Annotated in this window: 16 protein-coding genes; 12 read left to right on the top strand and 4 right to left on the bottom strand. The window is 60.0% G+C overall.

Features of this window, described 5'->3' with window-relative positions; translation table 11 throughout:
- The 3 genes from VEJ16_01555 to VEJ16_01545 all read left to right on the top strand — a co-directional run.
- Positions 1-566, top strand: a 566-nt coding sequence (locus VEJ16_01555; protein HYB08338.1) for an FUSC family protein, incomplete at its 5' end; no start/stop codon positions are given.
- A complete protein-coding gene (locus tag VEJ16_01550; protein HYB08337.1) occupies positions 563-766 on the top strand; it encodes a DUF1656 domain-containing protein in 204 nt (67 codons plus the stop codon). The genes VEJ16_01555 and VEJ16_01550, both read left to right, overlap by 4 nt.
- A gap of 7 nt (positions 767-773) precedes the next feature.
- Positions 774-1,745 (top strand): HlyD family secretion protein, encoded by a 972-nt coding sequence (locus VEJ16_01545; GenBank protein ID HYB08336.1) that lies wholly within the window; start codon positions 774-776, stop codon positions 1,743-1,745.
- A 52-nt stretch (positions 1,746-1,797) separates the two neighbouring features.
- Here the strand turns inward: VEJ16_01545 and VEJ16_01540 are convergent, their stop codons facing one another.
- The 3 genes from VEJ16_01540 to VEJ16_01530 all read right to left on the bottom strand — a co-directional run bounded on the left by VEJ16_01540 (position 1,798) and on the right by VEJ16_01530 (position 5,322).
- Entirely contained in the window at positions 1,798-3,318 is a 1,521-nt protein-coding gene (locus tag VEJ16_01540) for a mechanosensitive ion channel family protein (protein ID HYB08335.1), read from the bottom strand.
- Positions 3,319-3,652: 334 nt separating this feature from the next.
- On the bottom strand, positions 3,653-4,228 hold the full coding sequence (locus VEJ16_01535; GenBank protein ID HYB08334.1) for a carboxymuconolactone decarboxylase family protein: 576 nt from the start codon (positions 4,226-4,228) through the stop codon (positions 3,653-3,655).
- 185 nt (positions 4,229-4,413) lie between these two features.
- Complete coding sequence (locus tag VEJ16_01530) at positions 4,414-5,322, bottom strand: LysR family transcriptional regulator (GenBank protein HYB08333.1); 909 nt, start codon at positions 5,320-5,322, stop codon at positions 4,414-4,416.
- A 165-nt stretch (positions 5,323-5,487) separates the two neighbouring features.
- Here VEJ16_01530 and VEJ16_01525 point away from each other — a divergent pair, with 165 nt between their 5' ends.
- From VEJ16_01525 to VEJ16_01495, 7 genes are all read left to right on the top strand, one after another.
- A complete protein-coding gene (locus tag VEJ16_01525) occupies positions 5,488-6,189 on the top strand; it encodes a pirin family protein (protein HYB08332.1) in 702 nt (233 codons plus the stop codon).
- A 150-nt stretch (positions 6,190-6,339) separates the two neighbouring features.
- Positions 6,340-7,017: a hydrolase gene (locus VEJ16_01520; protein HYB08331.1), complete on the top strand. Its 678-nt coding sequence runs from the start codon at positions 6,340-6,342 to the stop codon at positions 7,015-7,017.
- A 106-nt stretch (positions 7,018-7,123) separates the two neighbouring features.
- Positions 7,124-8,998 (top strand): amidohydrolase, encoded by a 1,875-nt coding sequence (locus VEJ16_01515; protein ID HYB08330.1) that lies wholly within the window; start codon positions 7,124-7,126, stop codon positions 8,996-8,998.
- A 13-nt stretch (positions 8,999-9,011) separates the two neighbouring features.
- On the top strand, positions 9,012-9,203 hold the full coding sequence (locus VEJ16_01510; GenBank protein HYB08329.1) for a DUF1427 family protein: 192 nt from the start codon (positions 9,012-9,014) through the stop codon (positions 9,201-9,203).
- The gene (locus tag VEJ16_01505) at positions 9,200-9,436 is read left to right on the top strand and encodes a DUF1427 family protein (protein HYB08328.1); all 237 of its coding nucleotides are present in this window, start codon (positions 9,200-9,202) and stop codon (positions 9,434-9,436) included. Before VEJ16_01510 ends, VEJ16_01505 begins: the two co-directional genes overlap by 4 nt.
- 3 nt (positions 9,437-9,439) lie before the next feature.
- Positions 9,440-10,411: a zinc-binding alcohol dehydrogenase family protein gene (locus tag VEJ16_01500; GenBank protein ID HYB08327.1), complete on the top strand. Its 972-nt coding sequence runs from the start codon at positions 9,440-9,442 to the stop codon at positions 10,409-10,411.
- 45 nt (positions 10,412-10,456) lie between these two features.
- A complete protein-coding gene (locus tag VEJ16_01495) occupies positions 10,457-11,851 on the top strand; it encodes an alginate export family protein (GenBank protein HYB08326.1) in 1,395 nt (464 codons plus the stop codon).
- Positions 11,852-11,913: 62 nt separating this feature from the next.
- Here VEJ16_01495 and VEJ16_01490 read toward each other — a convergent pair whose 3' ends face one another.
- Complete coding sequence (locus tag VEJ16_01490) at positions 11,914-13,188, bottom strand: acetyl-CoA C-acyltransferase (protein HYB08325.1); 1,275 nt, start codon at positions 13,186-13,188, stop codon at positions 11,914-11,916.
- 225 nt (positions 13,189-13,413) lie between these two features.
- Here VEJ16_01490 and VEJ16_01485 point away from each other — a divergent pair, with 225 nt between their 5' ends.
- Both VEJ16_01485 and VEJ16_01480 read left to right on the top strand, forming a co-directional pair.
- On the top strand, positions 13,414-14,340 hold the full coding sequence (locus tag VEJ16_01485) for an aminotransferase class IV (GenBank protein HYB08324.1): 927 nt from the start codon (positions 13,414-13,416) through the stop codon (positions 14,338-14,340).
- Positions 14,341-14,378: 38 nt separating this feature from the next.
- Positions 14,379-14,861: ornithine cyclodeaminase family protein (locus tag VEJ16_01480; GenBank protein ID HYB08323.1), on the top strand; the 483-nt coding region annotated here is incomplete at its 3' end.

Raw genomic sequence — 14,861 nt, 5'->3', positions numbered from 1 at the left:
CGGCCAATTTCTGTCCCCTCCTGGCGCCCGCGAATGTAGAGAGTTACGACACGGTTCAATTTTACAATTCGGCAATGGCGATCGTCGTCGGCACAAGCATCGCAGCGTTGTCGTATCGTGTGCTGCCGCCACTATCCGCAGCCCTGCGAACGCGCCGTCTTTTGGCACTGACGTTGCGCAGCTTGGGCCGTCTCGCGACGGGCCCCATCCCGCGAGCGAGCGACAGTTGGGAGATTCGGACGACCGTGCGACTCGCGGCCCTGCCCGACGAAGCGACCGCATTGCAGCGCGCGCATATGGTCGCTGCCCTATCCGTAGGCTGCGAGCTGATCAAGTTGCGCCGAATCGCACCTGAGCTTGACCGAGTTTCGGAACTCGACGCTGCCCTTGCGGCCCTTGCGCGGCAAGAACGCGCAAATGCATTGGCCCACCTTGCCCGACTCGATAGGACGCTCGCCTCCGGTTCCGGCGGGCCGCTGTCGCTCCAGGCGCGCAGCCATATCCTTGCAATCACTGAGGCGCTTACCCAGCATGCCGAATTTTTCGGTGCGGGAGACTCGCGATGAGATTCACCGAGATCGATCTTTTCGGGGTCTACGTAGCACCGATTTCGGCCTTGCTCGTCGCGGCCTGGATCGTCACGGTCGCCCTACGGCGGGTCGCGACCCGGTTTGGCTTTTTGCGTTATACATGGCATCCGGCTATTTTCATGTTCGGCGTTTACCTGATCGTGCTCTCATCGATGGTGCTTTTCCTGGCGCGCTGAATTCGCCATGTCCGAGGCCGAATCGAAGCTGAAACGCGACCCGACCGCCGATGGCGGTGCAGAAGTATTGACGCTTGAGCCGCCGGCCCACGCGACGAGACGACGCGTCCGCATTCTTCCCTTCGTGATTACGCTGGCGACACTTGCAGTCGGTGGCGCTCTCGGTTGGGAAACGTGGAAGGCCTATATGGGCGCGCCATGGACGCGCGACGGCACCGTTCGCGCTTATGTCGTAACGATGGCGCCCGAAGTCACGGGGCACATCGTCGAGTTGCCGATTGCGGATAACCAGTTCGTACACAAGGGCGACCTGCTGATGGTGATCGACCCGACCAACTATCGAATCGCCGTCGACAGCGCCGACGCTGCACTGAAGCAGGCGGAGGCCAATGCGAAGAACGCTGAAACCGAGGCGACGCGTCGGATGAAACTCAGCGAGCTTGCCGTTTCCAAAGAGGAGCAGCAGATTTACGAGACGAGCGCCATAGCCGCCCAGGCCCAAGTCCTAGAGGCCAAGGCGAACCTCGACCAGGCGCAAGTGAACCTCGAGCGCACGCGGATTGTGTCGCCGGTCAATGGCTGGGTGACGAATCTGGCCGCCCAACTCGGCGACTACGCCAATATCGGCCAGATCCTGATTTCTCTTGTAAATGCCGACTCCTTCTGGATCGACGGCTATTTCGAGGAGGTCAATTTGCGCTCGATCCGCGAGGGCGACGCCGCGACGATCAAGCTCATGGGCTATGACAAACCCCTTCGCGGCCATGTCGCCAGCATCGCACGCGGCATCAATGTTGCAAACGCGCAGCCCAATACGCAGGGTGTCGCGACAGTCAACCCGATTTTCACGTGGGTGCGCCTCGCCCAGCGCATTCCAGTGCGCATTGCGATTGACGAGCTGCCCGACGGCATAACGCTTTCGGCGGGGATGACCGCCACCGTGCAAATCGAGCCCAGACCCCAGCCACCCGCTAAGTAAGCCGGTCACGCCCCTCCCGACGTGCCATGCGACGCCGGATCTGTTGTGCTCCTCAGGCGTCACGAAGCTCGAACAACTCGTGTATTCGATCGGAAAACCACGCGGTCACGTTCCGTGTCGATATGTCCTTGTCGAGCTCGACCGCCGAAACCGCGCGGCCCGCGGCTTGGCGTTGGGCAAGTACGCGGCAGAGCTCCTGGGTGACCTGCGGCCGAGCTTTCAAAATCGGCGTCAGATCCTCCTTTGCAAGTTCGTACATGGTAACGGGGGTGAGCGCCGTGATCGTCGATATGCTTGGGTTGCCGGCCAACAAGCCCATCTCGCCATAGTAGTCGCCTGGCCCCAAGCGCAACTTTTCGACGTTGCCACGGTTTGTGGCCTGCGTGAGCGAAAGAACACCGGAGCCGACAATATTAAGCGATTGCACCACTATTCCCGGCTTGATCAACACTTCGCCCGCGTCGTGGAGCGTTTGTTTCAGCTTTGCCGAGACTCCCGCCCGTTCCTCCCTGGTCAAGGTTGCGAAGATTGGTACCTGTTCGAGTAATTTTTCTGGAATGCTCTTCGTGTCGGGCGAGGCCGCTTTGTCCGAAATCTGATGAGGCTGGCCCTCGGCTCGGGCCAAACGCACACCGGTCGCCGCGAAGTGCCGAAAGATCAGGTCGAATAGATCGTTCTGCGCCTCAGTAGCATTGCCCAGTTCCTCAACGTAGAACGTTATTTCATACGCGATGGCCGTTGCGCTGATGGACTTTACGACAATGGACGGCTCCGGCGTGGCCATGACCAGCCGGCAATTTATGATTGCATGCCCGAGGATTTCCATGCCAAACGATGGCGGCGTGGCGGTATCGACCTGAACATTTATGGTGACGCCGTGAACATTCGAAGGAAAGTTCATATTCACGAGCCTCGACTTCGCAATCGTGCTGTTCGGCACGATTGAAAGGTCCCGGCGGGAGGTCAGGATGTGGGTCGCGCGCCAGTTCATCTCGACAACCCGGCCCTCGGTTCCACCTTCGATATTCACCCAGTCGCCCGGATGGAATGGCCGGCTGAAGTTGAGTACAAGGCCGGAAAAGACGTCGTTAAGCGTGCTCTGGAGCGCGAGCCCCAGGACGATTGCGATTGCGCCCGAAGTTGCAAGCAAGCCCTGCACCGGCAGATCGAAGACATAGGCGATAATGCCGAATGCGGCAGCGAGATAGCAGATACCCGCGAGAAGATCGTGAACGAGCTTACCTTCGCGCGGCCGGCGTTCAAAAATGAAGAGGCTGCGCAGCAAACCTACCAAAAGCCAGGCCGCCCAAATCCACCAGGCCACCTTTGACGCCGCAACGATTGCATCACGGAGTGGCGAATCGGTCGACTGCAGCGGCCGATAGGGTATGATGCCGCCCTGCACGAGAACGATGGTAAGAAGCACCAAAAACGCCGCCCGCGCGATGGCGCGCCACATCGGCCTCTTCTTGAATAGAAACCGCGTCACGACGATGCCCAGGGCAATCAGGCCTAGGGCGATCACAACCGGATCGCGGGCGGTCGACTCCGCCGTGGCTATTATTTCACTCATTGTTTTCCATCCGCCGTCCAACTCTTCCTGCGATCCAGGTTCCAAGTCAATCCTGCAGGAGATCGGGTAGGACCACGGACAGGCGGAATTGCACGACCGAGTATGTCGCCATGTCCGAGAAGATTGGGGCGCGGAGACCGGGGGTCAGATATGGAATTTTCTACCGCCGCTCACCGCCGCACCCCTTCCAATGTTGGCCCCTCGCGTTCAGCCCGTGCGGTAGTCGTGGCTCGCAGCGTCGTCGTTGAGCCTGACGCCAAGCTGATCGACCCACGGTGAAACTGCGCCCCAAACAATCCGGCAAACAGGTGAGGCTCTTCCTCGGATCGTACCCTTATTTCTCCGAGCGAGTGTCCGGTACCGGAACATCGAATCCATTCAGGGTCACCGAAACCATGCAATAGAGCCCGACGAGATTGATGAACTCGCCAGTGCCTTCCTCACCGAAAGCCGCAATCGATTGCCGATAGCTTAACTCCGGCAAAACGCCCCCGGAAACGAGGGCGGACGCGAGGTCGTAAGCCACGGCCTCGTCGCCCGTCAAGCCGTTTGGGCGTTGGCCTGCAACGATCGTCGCGATCTTGTCATCCGAAAGGCCGCGAAGTTCCGCAACGAGTACATGAGCGTATATCTCATACGCGGAATGGAATTTGGCGCCTGTAACGAGTATCGCGATCTCCCGAACGGGCCGCGGCAACTTGGGTGATGTCGACAAGGCTTTGACCAATTCCCAGACCGGGCCGCCAAACTTTGGAAAACGTATCCAAGGATTCCATGGACCGATCAACTTGCCCGCTTCGTCAATCGCGGTGAATCCTTTGAAGTTCGTCTCGATGCCCTTTCGCATGTCTTCGTAAAGCGAGCGCTGCTGTGGGCTCATGGCCGACGATGAGAGGAGCGGCAAGCGCATTTGCGTCTCCATATTGTAAAGATTGGGAACGGCGCAAGCCAAAGCGCGACACGTATCGTCACCGAAACAACAATATCAGTGGCAGCGCCGCTGGCGGACGTAGCGCATCGTACGACACAAATACGCGAACGTCGATAATCCGTGGCTTCCAAAATTTTGTGACGAGGATTCGCGCTGAGGTTCGCTTATTCGACTAAATCCCAGTATGGCCGCGGTCCAAACCGCTGCACGAGAAAGTCGATGAAAACTCGGATCTTCACGGAGAGATGGCGGTTCGGCGGATAGATCGCGAAGAGCGAAAGCTCCGGCGCCTTATAGTCGGGCAGTATGCTCCGTAGTGTTCCTTCCTGAAGCTCGGCTCCGGCAATGAAGGTCGGAAGTAGTGCGATGCCACGTCCCTTTATAGCTGCATCCTTCAGGATTTGGGCGTTGTTGGAGCACAACATCCAGGCGGCGTGGATCCAATGGTCGCCATCGCCACCCGTGAGCTTCCACTGGTTTCCGGTTGCAAGATGCCCGTAATTGAGGCAATCGTGATTCCGTAGATCGTTGGGGTGTTGCGGCACGCCTCGACGCTCGAGATATGCCGGCGACGCGCATAAACTGCGGTTGGCCGGTGCGATCTTCCGGGCAATGAGGCTCGATGACGGCAGGTCCCCGATTCTGAGCGTCACGTCGAACCCCTCTTGCACGGGATCGATCAGCTGATCCCCCAATATCAGCTCGATGCGCAATGCCGGATACTGTTCCATGAATTCGGCGAGAACGCGACCGAGATGCAAAGTGCCGAAGGACATCGGCGCATTGATCCGCAGCAGTCCACGCGGCTCGACCTGAAGACGGCTGACGACGCGGTCGGCTTCGTCGACGTCGCCGAGAATGGTTAGACAGCGCTCGTAGTAGACGGCGCCGTTCTCCGTCGGGCTCGCACTCCGCGTCGTGCGGTTGAGGAGCTGAACGCCAAGCTCATCTTCGAGGCCGGTTACATATTTGCTGACCGCGGACCGGGAAAGCCGCAGCTCTCGCGCGGCCTCGGAAAAGCTGCCGTGCGCTACGACTTTCGTGAAAGCCCGAATGCTCGCGAGCTTGTCCATAGCCCTGCGCCCTCCAACCGAACGTGAATTTGCAATCAAAATGGCGCATTATTTTAGCCGGATTGTCGACGAAATGGCGACACAGTGGTGAAAATTCGGTGGATTGTCCTCGATCCGCATCGGGAGCAAATTTACGAACTGGTAAATCGATTGCGGTGGGCAAAAATGATTTCCATCCGGCGGGCCGATGAGCGTGGTGCCAGCAATATTGGATGGCTCGACAGCCGCCACACCTTCTCCTTCGGCCATTATTACGACCCAAGGCACATGGGCTTTGGCCCGCTGCGGGTAATCAACGAGGATCGCGTACTGCCGGGTGCTGGTTTCGACACCCACGGGCATCGGGATATGGAAATCATCTCCTACGTGCTCGAAGGCGCGCTCGAACACAAGGACAGCATCGGTACGGGGTCGGTCATTCGCCCGGGCGAGGTGCAGCGGATGTCCGCGGGCACTGGCATTCGCCACAGCGAATTCAATCACTCAAAAAAGGAGCCCGTCCACTTCCTTCAAATCTGGCTGCTGCCCGACAAGGAAGGCATTAAGCCGAGTTACGAGCAAAAAAAGTTCGAGGAAAGGGAACGGCGCGGCCAACTTCGCCTGGTCGTCTCTCCCGACGGGCGCGATGGGGCCATTCGCATTCACCAAGACGCCGCGATGTATGTATCAAGCCTCAATAGGAACGAACTCGTCACGCACACAGTGACAAGGGGACGACGGGCTTGGATTCAGGTGGCAGGTGGTGCGGTCGAGTTGAACGGTCACGATCTGCGTGCGGGCGATGGAGCCGCCCTAACGGATGAGACAAGTCTGACCCTTACTGCAACATCGAATGAAACGGAAATCGTCCTTTTCGATCTGCCGTGATATTCGGCCGTGACATTTAAGCAATGAGTGGGCGGGCGCCAACAGGACCTCGATCCGATCAAGTTTGTTTTAGCCAACCGCCTTCTCTTCAGGCTGCTTCAGGCCTATTCATATTTTGCTTTGCGCGTGAGCCGAGGAAAGGAGATCCACATGCCGAATTACCATAAGCTCTACACGGCGCAGGACAGCGCGATCGCATTCATCGACCACCAGCCGCAGATGACGTTTGGGGTGGCGAACACGGACCGAGCCACGCTAATGAACAACGTGGTACTCCTCGCAAAGGTCGCGAAGGAATACAAGGTGCCCACGGTTCTGAGCGCCGTCGAAACGGAATCCTTCAGCGGCTACATCTGGCCACAATTGCTCGACGTGTTCCCGGGACAGCCCATCGTCGAGCGCACCTCCATGAATGCGTGGGACGACGCGGGATTTCGCAAGGCCATAGAAGCAACCGGGCGAAAGAACATCATTATGACGGGCCTTTGGACCGAGGTGTGCGTCACGTGGCCCACCATCGAGATGACCGGGGCCGGCTACAATATCTACGTCGTCGAGGATTGCTGCGGTGCGACATCCACGGCCGCTCACGAGGCCGCCCTTTCCCGCATGGTTCAGGCCGGAGCCACGCGGTTGACGACCATCGCGGCGTTACTTGAATGGCAGCGCGATTGGGCGCATCGCGAACACTATGATGCGTTGATGGGCCTGCTCAAGCAACACGCAGGGGCCTATGGCAGCGGCGTGGAATATGCCTACACCATGGTCCATCACGCCCCGCAATCGGCGAAAAAGCCGCAGATCGTTTCGAAAAAGGCGGCGCACTGAGTCTAGACGGGCGCGCGCGAGCGCGATAGCGCGTGTTCAATTTGATATATGGATGCTCGTGACCGGCGCGGCGCGACCATCCTCATCTTCTCCACGGAGGTTCGCGATGGTTTCCCCCAAGGATGCGACTGCGGATTTGATCCTCCACAACGGGCGGATCACAACGCTCGATCGTTCCAACCCCGACGCGACCGCCGTCGCCATTTCCAGCGGGAAGTTTATTGCGGTCGGCGGCGACAAAGAGGTCATGGCGCATGGAGCCAAGGATGTGCGGAAGATCGATTTGGGCCGCCGGCGCGTCATTCCCGGGCTGATCGACAACCACCTACACATCATTCGAGGTGGATTGAATTACAACATGGAGCTGCGCTGGGATGGGGTGCCGAGCCTTGCAGACGCGATGCGGATGCTCAAGGAGCAAGTCCGGCGCACCCCCGCACCTCAGTGGGTCCGCGTCGTCGGCGGATTCACCGAGCACCAGTTCGCGGAGAAGCGGTTGCCGACGCTTGAGGAAATCAATGCCGCCTCACCGGACACGCCGGTATTCATCCTGCATCTATATGATCGCGCCCTGCTCAATCGGGCAGCCCTCAAGGTGTGCGGCTACGGCAAGGACACGCCGGAGCCGATCGGCGGCTCGATCCAGCGCGATTCCCGCGGCGAGCCCACAGGGCTGTTGCTGGCCAAGCCCAATGCGATGATCCTCTATGCAACCCTCGCCAAGGGACCCAAGCTGCCTGTCGAATATCAACTGAACTCGACCCGGCATTTCTTGCGCGAGCTGAACCGGCTCGGCGTCACCGGCGCCATCGACGCGGGCGGCGGCTTTCAGAATTACCCCGACGACTACGTGGTCGTCGAAAAGTTGGCTGCCGCCGGCGAACTGACGGTGCGCATCGCCTACAATCTCTTCACCCAGAAACCGAAGGGCGAGACGGACGATTTCCTGCGCTGGACCGGCTCTGCGAAGTATCAGCAGGGTGACGATTATTTTCGCCTGAATGGTGGAGGCGAAATGCTGGTCTTCTCGGCCGCCGACTTTGAGGATTTCCGGGTCGAGCGTCCGGATATGCCACGCGAGATGGAGATGGAGCTTGAATCGGTCGTGCGCATCCTCGCGCAGAACCGTTGGCCCTTCCGCCTGCACGCGACCTACGACGAGACGATCAGCCGCTCGCTCGACGTGTTCGAGAAGGTCAATCGCGAGGTCCCATTCGATGGGCTTCATTGGTTCTTCGATCACGCCGAGACGATTTCCGACGACAATATTGCACGCGTGGCCGCCCTGGGCGGGGGCATCGCAGTGCAGCACCGAATGGCCTACCAGGGCGAATATTTTGTCGAACGCTATGGGCCTGGTGCTGCGGAGCACTCGCCGCCGATCGCCAAGATGCTGGCCATGGGTGCAAAAATCTCCGCTGGCACGGACGCGACGCGCGTCGCCTCGTACAATCCGTGGGTCTCTCTTGCCTGGATGGTCACGGGCAAGACTGTCGGCGGTCTGGCGATCTATCCCGCCCGCAATCGGCTCGATCGCGAGACCGCACTCCGGATGTGGACCGAGAACGTGACCTGGTTTTCCAACGAGGAAGGCAAAAAGGGCCGCATCGAGGCTGGGCAATTTGCCGATCTCGCGGTGCTCGATCGGGACTACCTTGCCTGCCCCGAAGCTGAAATCCGCGATATCGCCTCGCTTCTGACCGTCGTGGGAGGCCGCGTCGTTCATGGTGCGGGCGATTTCAGGGTGTTGGCGCCCCCAATGCCGCCGGCCATGCCCGATTGGTCGCCCGTCAACACCTTCGGCGGGTATCATCTCCCCACTCTTGAGCCGTACACGGCGAGCCGGTTCAGCGCATTCGAATGTGGAGCGTCGTGCAATGTCCACGGCCACAGCCATGTGCCAGCCCGGCAGTCCAATGTGCCGGTTTCCGATTTACGCGCCTTCTGGGGTGCGCTTGGCTGTTCCTGCTTCGCCTTTTAGCGAGGAGAGCATCATGATTGCCGCCATCATCGGCCTTGCTCTCGGTCTCGTTGTGGGCGCTGGATGCCGCTTCTTCGACATCCCGTCGCCGGCGCCACCGCGGTTCATTGGCGCGTGCCTTCTGCTCGCGATGACCTTGGGTTTTGTCGTCGCCGATCAGGTTCTGCCGCAAGGAGAGACGCTCGTGCGTCTGGACGCTCCATGAAGTCGGCGATCGGCCTCTCGGTCGCGTTTGCGATGGGATTTGCGTGCCGTGCCTTCGGAATTCCCTCCCCGGCACCCCCCTTGATCTTAGGCGCACTCCTCGTGATGGCCATGACGGTCGGTTACATCGCGGTCGACCGGTGGATGGCGCGGCCGGCGCGGCAATCCGTCAACTGCGGCGGACCGAGCGGACTACCGCCGTCGAAGATCCCTTCGGAACCCGCGGAGCAATAAGGCATGCGCGCGTTGCAATTCGCCGAATTCGGTCCGGTGGCCAACTTGCGCCTCGTCGAGCTGCCCGATCCCAAACCCAATGCGAACACGGCAATCGTCAAAGTCGCCGCTGGTGCGATCAGCCCCAGCGACGTGAAGAACGTCGAAGGGAAGATGGAACATACGATCCTGCCCCGCGTTCCCGGGCGCGATTATGCCGGCACCGTCGTCGAAGGCCCATCCCACTGGATCGGCGCCGAGGTCTGGGGGACTGGGGGAGAAATCGGTTATTCGATCGACGGCAGCCATGCCGAACTCATCGCCGTTCCGGTTGAGAGCCTTTGCCGCAAGCCTAAGACGCTTACCTTGGAGCAAGCTGCTGCGATCGGTGTGACCTATCTGGCCGCGTGGCTTGGCGTGGTGGAATATGCACAGATCGCATCCGGTGAGACATTAGTGGTGACCGGCGCGGGCGGTGGTGTTGGTTGTGCCGTTGCGCAAATCGGCAAATGGCGTGGGGCTCACGTGATTGGCGTCGACCGACAGCGACTCCCCCCGCAGTCACCTGCCGCGCTCGCCATTGAAGATTTCTTCGTGCTTGAAAGCGAACCGCTCGATGTCGTTGTACGCCGGGCGACCGGTGGCCGGGGCGCCCATGTGGTATTCGACACGGTCGGCGGTCCCCTGTTCGAGCCGGCATTGAAGGCGCTGAGGCATCGCGGTAGGCAGGTCGAGATCACCTCGGTCGGCGACCGCCAAGTCAGCTTCGACCTCCTCGACTTCTATCATAACGAAAGCCAGCTTTTCGGGGTCGACACCCGTAAGCGAGATGCCACGGCATCGGCCAAACTGCTCGAGGCTCTGACGCCCGTCTTCGAAGGCGGCGCGTTCCGATCCCCTTTAATCGACCGAACCATTCCCTTGGCCGAAGGGCGCAATGCCTACGCGCAAGTGGGCCGTGGCGAGGTAAGGGGGCGCGTGGTCCTGGTGCCATAAGCGAGTACGACAGTGCGCCGCGTGAAGAGGGCGGACGTCGCTAAAATGCTTGGCTCGGCGGCGATGGCGGCTATCCTGGGATCGCCAGTCCTTGTCTCTGACTACGCGGCGGCGCAAGTGGTGCGCGATCCGGAGACGCCTTACCACTTCCTGCGCTACGACGACGTCCCAAGCGACCAGGAGAATCCGGCGTGGCCGGATGACTTTTGGACGCCGCTCAAATTCATTCCGCTCGACATAGCCCCGGACAGCTATATCAATTTCGGCGGTGAACTCCGGGAGCGTCTCGAGCATTTCACAAATCCGTTCTTCGGCCTCACGCCACGAGAATCCACGACCTACCTTTTGCATCGATTGTTGATTGAGGGTGACCTGCATATCGGTGACGGCTTTCGCACGTTCATACAGCTAGGCAATGAACTGGCAACGTCGCCAAGCACATCGCCGCCAACCGATACCAATCAACTTGACCTGCAGCAGGCTTTTGCCGACCTGAAAGCGCCGCTCGGTCAGGGTGCCAGCGTGACATTCAGAGGCGGGCGGCAAGAAATCACGTTCGGATCGTCCCGGCTGGTAGACGTTCGCGAGGGGCCGAACATTCGGCTGAGCTTCGACGGCGGGCGCGTCTTTTATGAATCGCCTGAGCTTAGACTTGATGCGTTCGTCCTGAGCCCGGTTGCCACCCCACCCGGTGTCTTTAGCGACCATGCCGATCTCGGGCAGCTCTTTTGGGGTCTTTACGGCGTAATGCCTGTCGAGGCCGTGCCGGGGCTGCACGCCGATCTCTACTATCTCGGTCTCACGCGCAACAACGCCACCTTCAATTCCGGGACGGCTGACGAGGTGCGCCAATCCTTGGGCACGCGGCTCTGGGGTCGCGCGGATGCGTGGGATTATGACACCGAGGGTGTCTTCCAGTTTGGCGCTTTCGGCACCGAGGATATTCGCGCTTGGACCCTCGCCTCCAACACGGGATACACAATCGGGGATCTGTGGGGCCAGCCGCGCCTTGGATTGCAGGCGGACATCGCGAGCGGCGGGGGTCCAGGCGGTACGCTGAAAAGCTTCAATCCGCTCTTCCCGAAATTCGCCTATTTCACCGAAGCATCCATCAACGCGCCGATCAACATGCTCGACGCTTTCCCTTCGATCACGGTCCAGCCATATCGCAATTTCGCCGTTACGTCAGGCGTCGACTTCCTTTGGCGCTATAGTATCCACGACGGTTTCTATCAGCCGCCGGGTGTTCCGCTTGTGTCCGGCTCTGCGAACGACAAACGCTATCTCGGAGAACAGTACAATCTCCACGCCGAATGGCAAGCAACGGCCCACATCGACGTCAACGCCGTCTATGTTCATTTTCGGGCGGACGGATTCCTCAAGGCGGCGAATGCGAAAGACATCGACTACGTGGGACTGTGGACCTCCTACAAGTTCTAATGGTGACTAGCCATCGGTCATACCGCGAGCGCGAGTCGTATCGACCTTCCCCGATGGCCCGCTTAGCTTTCGAGCAGCGCGACCGTCCCGAGCCCGCCATCGGCGCAGATGCTCACGATGGCCCGGCTACCCTTGGGCAATTCGGCAAGCTCCTTGACCGCCTGACTAAGGATGCGGGCACCCGTCGCGGCAAACGGATGGCCGAGCGCCACACTGCCGCCATTCGGGTTGATTCGGTCGCGGGGCAAGGTACCGAACGTATGTTCGACGCCTGCCTTCTCACGCACGAACGACTTGTCGTCGAGACCTTTGATATGGCAGAGAAGTTGAGCCGCAAATGCCTCATGAATCTCCCAAAGTACGATGTCGTCGAAGGTCAACCGATGGCGCGACAGGAGTCGCGGGATCGCCGATACCGGAGCCATGAGCAACCCTTCCCGGTAAAGGTCCACGGCGGCAATTTCGAAGTCGACGAGCCTTGCGCGCGGAAGAGAGACGGGTAGCCGTGCCAAACCTTCGTCGTTTGCGACCCAAATTCCGGCAGCGCCATCGGTGAGGGGCGAGCTGTTTCCGGCCGTCAGCGTACCCTTGCCGCTTGTACGATCGAATACGGGTTTCAGCGCCGTCAACCTTTCGATCGACGTGTCGCGGCGAGGGAAAGCATCTTGCGAAACGCCGTCGACGGGCACGATAAGATCGGTGAAGAAGCTGCGCTCCTGCCCCGCGACCGCGCGCTGGTGGCTGCGCAGCGCGACCTCGTCCTGCTCCCGCCGGCCGATGTTCCACGTCTTCGCCATGTCCTCGCAATGCTCGCCCATGCTCTTGCCGGTTGCGCGGTTCTTGACCTCCGGAATTTTGAGCCGGATGTCCCGCAGCTGCAATTCGCCCAACCGCGTCAGGCGTTGCGAGAAGTTTCGCGCCTCGACAAGGCGCCGTATCCAGAACGAGAGGCCTGGTGTGAGCCCGATCTGGACACGACTCATGCTCTCCACGCCTCCCGCAAGTGCAAGTGCCCGGCCGTGTTGATTGAGCATGCCTGCTGCTTCGAATGCCGCCACCATGCTGGTGCTGCACTGCATAATCGTCGTGAAGGTTGGGATATGGGGGTCGAGACCAGCCTCGAGCCAAACCTCGCGCGCAAGGTTGTTATAGGAGAGGTTGAGTACGACCGCGCCCCACACGGCAAAATCGATCGGGCCCTTGGCGGTTGCCGCCATCGCTTGAACGACGGGGACTGAAAGTCCCAAAGTATCGCGATGGGCGAGTGGACCATCGACGCGAACGAACGGCGTGCGGAGGCCGGATACCAGCCAAATGGGTCGGTCGTTCCCGTTCATCGTTCCCTCCTGTCAAGTATTGCCCCGCTACATTCTCTCACAAGGGAATTTCTCCGTTTGTGCGCAAGTCTAGATCGAGGCGCAGCGGTGGCTCGGGAATAGGGCGCGTGCTTGTTCCTTGGATGACGCCCCCTCGCCTGTTCGAGGCCCACAGTCGACAGAGTCCCCCCGGATCGTACATGATGCTCCCGGGATTGGATGCGAGCAACCTAGGGAGGCTGCCTTATGGCCGAACGCGCGAATGAAAGAGTGGCCTATTTCAACGGCAAAATCATGCCGGAAAGCCAGGTTCTCGTGCCGTTTCGGGATCGGAGCTTCAAGTACGGCGATGCCGCCTTCGACATGACCCGAACCTTCAACCGGCGGCCCTTCAAGCTCAAGGAGCATGTTGAGCGGCTTTACCGCTCGCTGCGCTATCTTCGGATCGACCCCGGTATCCACGAGGCTGAGATGATTAGAGCGAGCGAGGAAGTTCTCGCCCGTAACATCCATCTCTTGAGCGACAATGAGGATTATTGGCTCGGCCAGCGTGTGACGCGCGGTGTGGACGCCGTCGGCGACGAAGGGTGGGATCACCGCGGCCCCAACGTCATCGTCGAGTGCACGCCATTGCCGCTCAAGGCGCGAGCGCGGCTCTACCGCGACGGCATCGACGTGATCGTGCCGTCGGTTCGCCGCGTGGCGCCAAGCTCGCTGGCCCCGAGAGCGAAGACCCACAATTATCTCAACCTCATCGTCGGCGATCTCGAAGCCAAGGCGCGCGACCCACAGGCTTGGTCCGTGCTCTTGGACGTCAATGGCAATCTCGCCGAAGGCACTGGCAGCAACATTTTTCTCGTCAAAGACGGAAAACTTCGCACGCCGCGCGAGCAATTCGTTCTTCCCGGAATAAGTCGCGAAACCGTAATCCGACTCGCGCAAGAAGAAAAAATTCCGTTTGAGGAGCACGATCTCGACGAATATGACGCGTATAACGCCGACGAGGCTTTTCTCACTTCGACAAGCCTCTGCGTTTGCCCGGTAAGAACGATCAACGGAGCAGCGATCGGGACCGGCAAGCTGCCGGGTCCGATCACCGAGCGTTTGACCCGCGCCTATGTCCGGTTTGTCGGATGCGACTTCGTGGCGCAATATCTGCACCACTTGAGCTGACAGCGGAGCGAATCAAATGCAATCCACTTGGAGCTGACATGGCGCCGGAGACCGGAAAGCAAATCCTTTATCTCTCTCGGGCGGACGTTGCGGCACTTGAGCTAAGTGCGGCCGAAATCAACGCCGCTATGGAGGCGATGTTCCGCGCAAAATCCGCGGGACGAGCCTGGATGCAGCCCAAGATGGCGATCGCCCGCCCCGGTGGCACGAATTTTACCGCCAAGGGCGGAATCGTCTCCGATCCCGACTATGGTGCATTGAAGTGGTTTGGCTATTTTCCTGGAAATGAACGCTTCGGCCGGCCCGACTTTCTACCCCTCATCATCCTGAACGAAGGGGAAAGCGGCATGCCGGTCGCGGTGATGGATGGCGTATGGATCTCGGCCTACCGCACCGGCGCCTTGACTGCCGTGGCCGCAAAGTATATGGCTCGCCCCGAGAGCCGAAGCGTTGGCTTGGTCGCATGCGGAACACAGGCTCGTAGCAACTTCCTTGCCCTGCTAGCGACATTTCCGATCGAG

Source organism: Alphaproteobacteria bacterium (assembly GCA_035625915.1).
GTDB lineage: Bacteria > Pseudomonadota > Alphaproteobacteria > JACZXZ01 > JACZXZ01 > DATDHA01.
The sequence above is the reverse complement of the archived record's forward strand: the minus strand, read 5'-3'. Positions and strand labels throughout refer to the sequence as shown.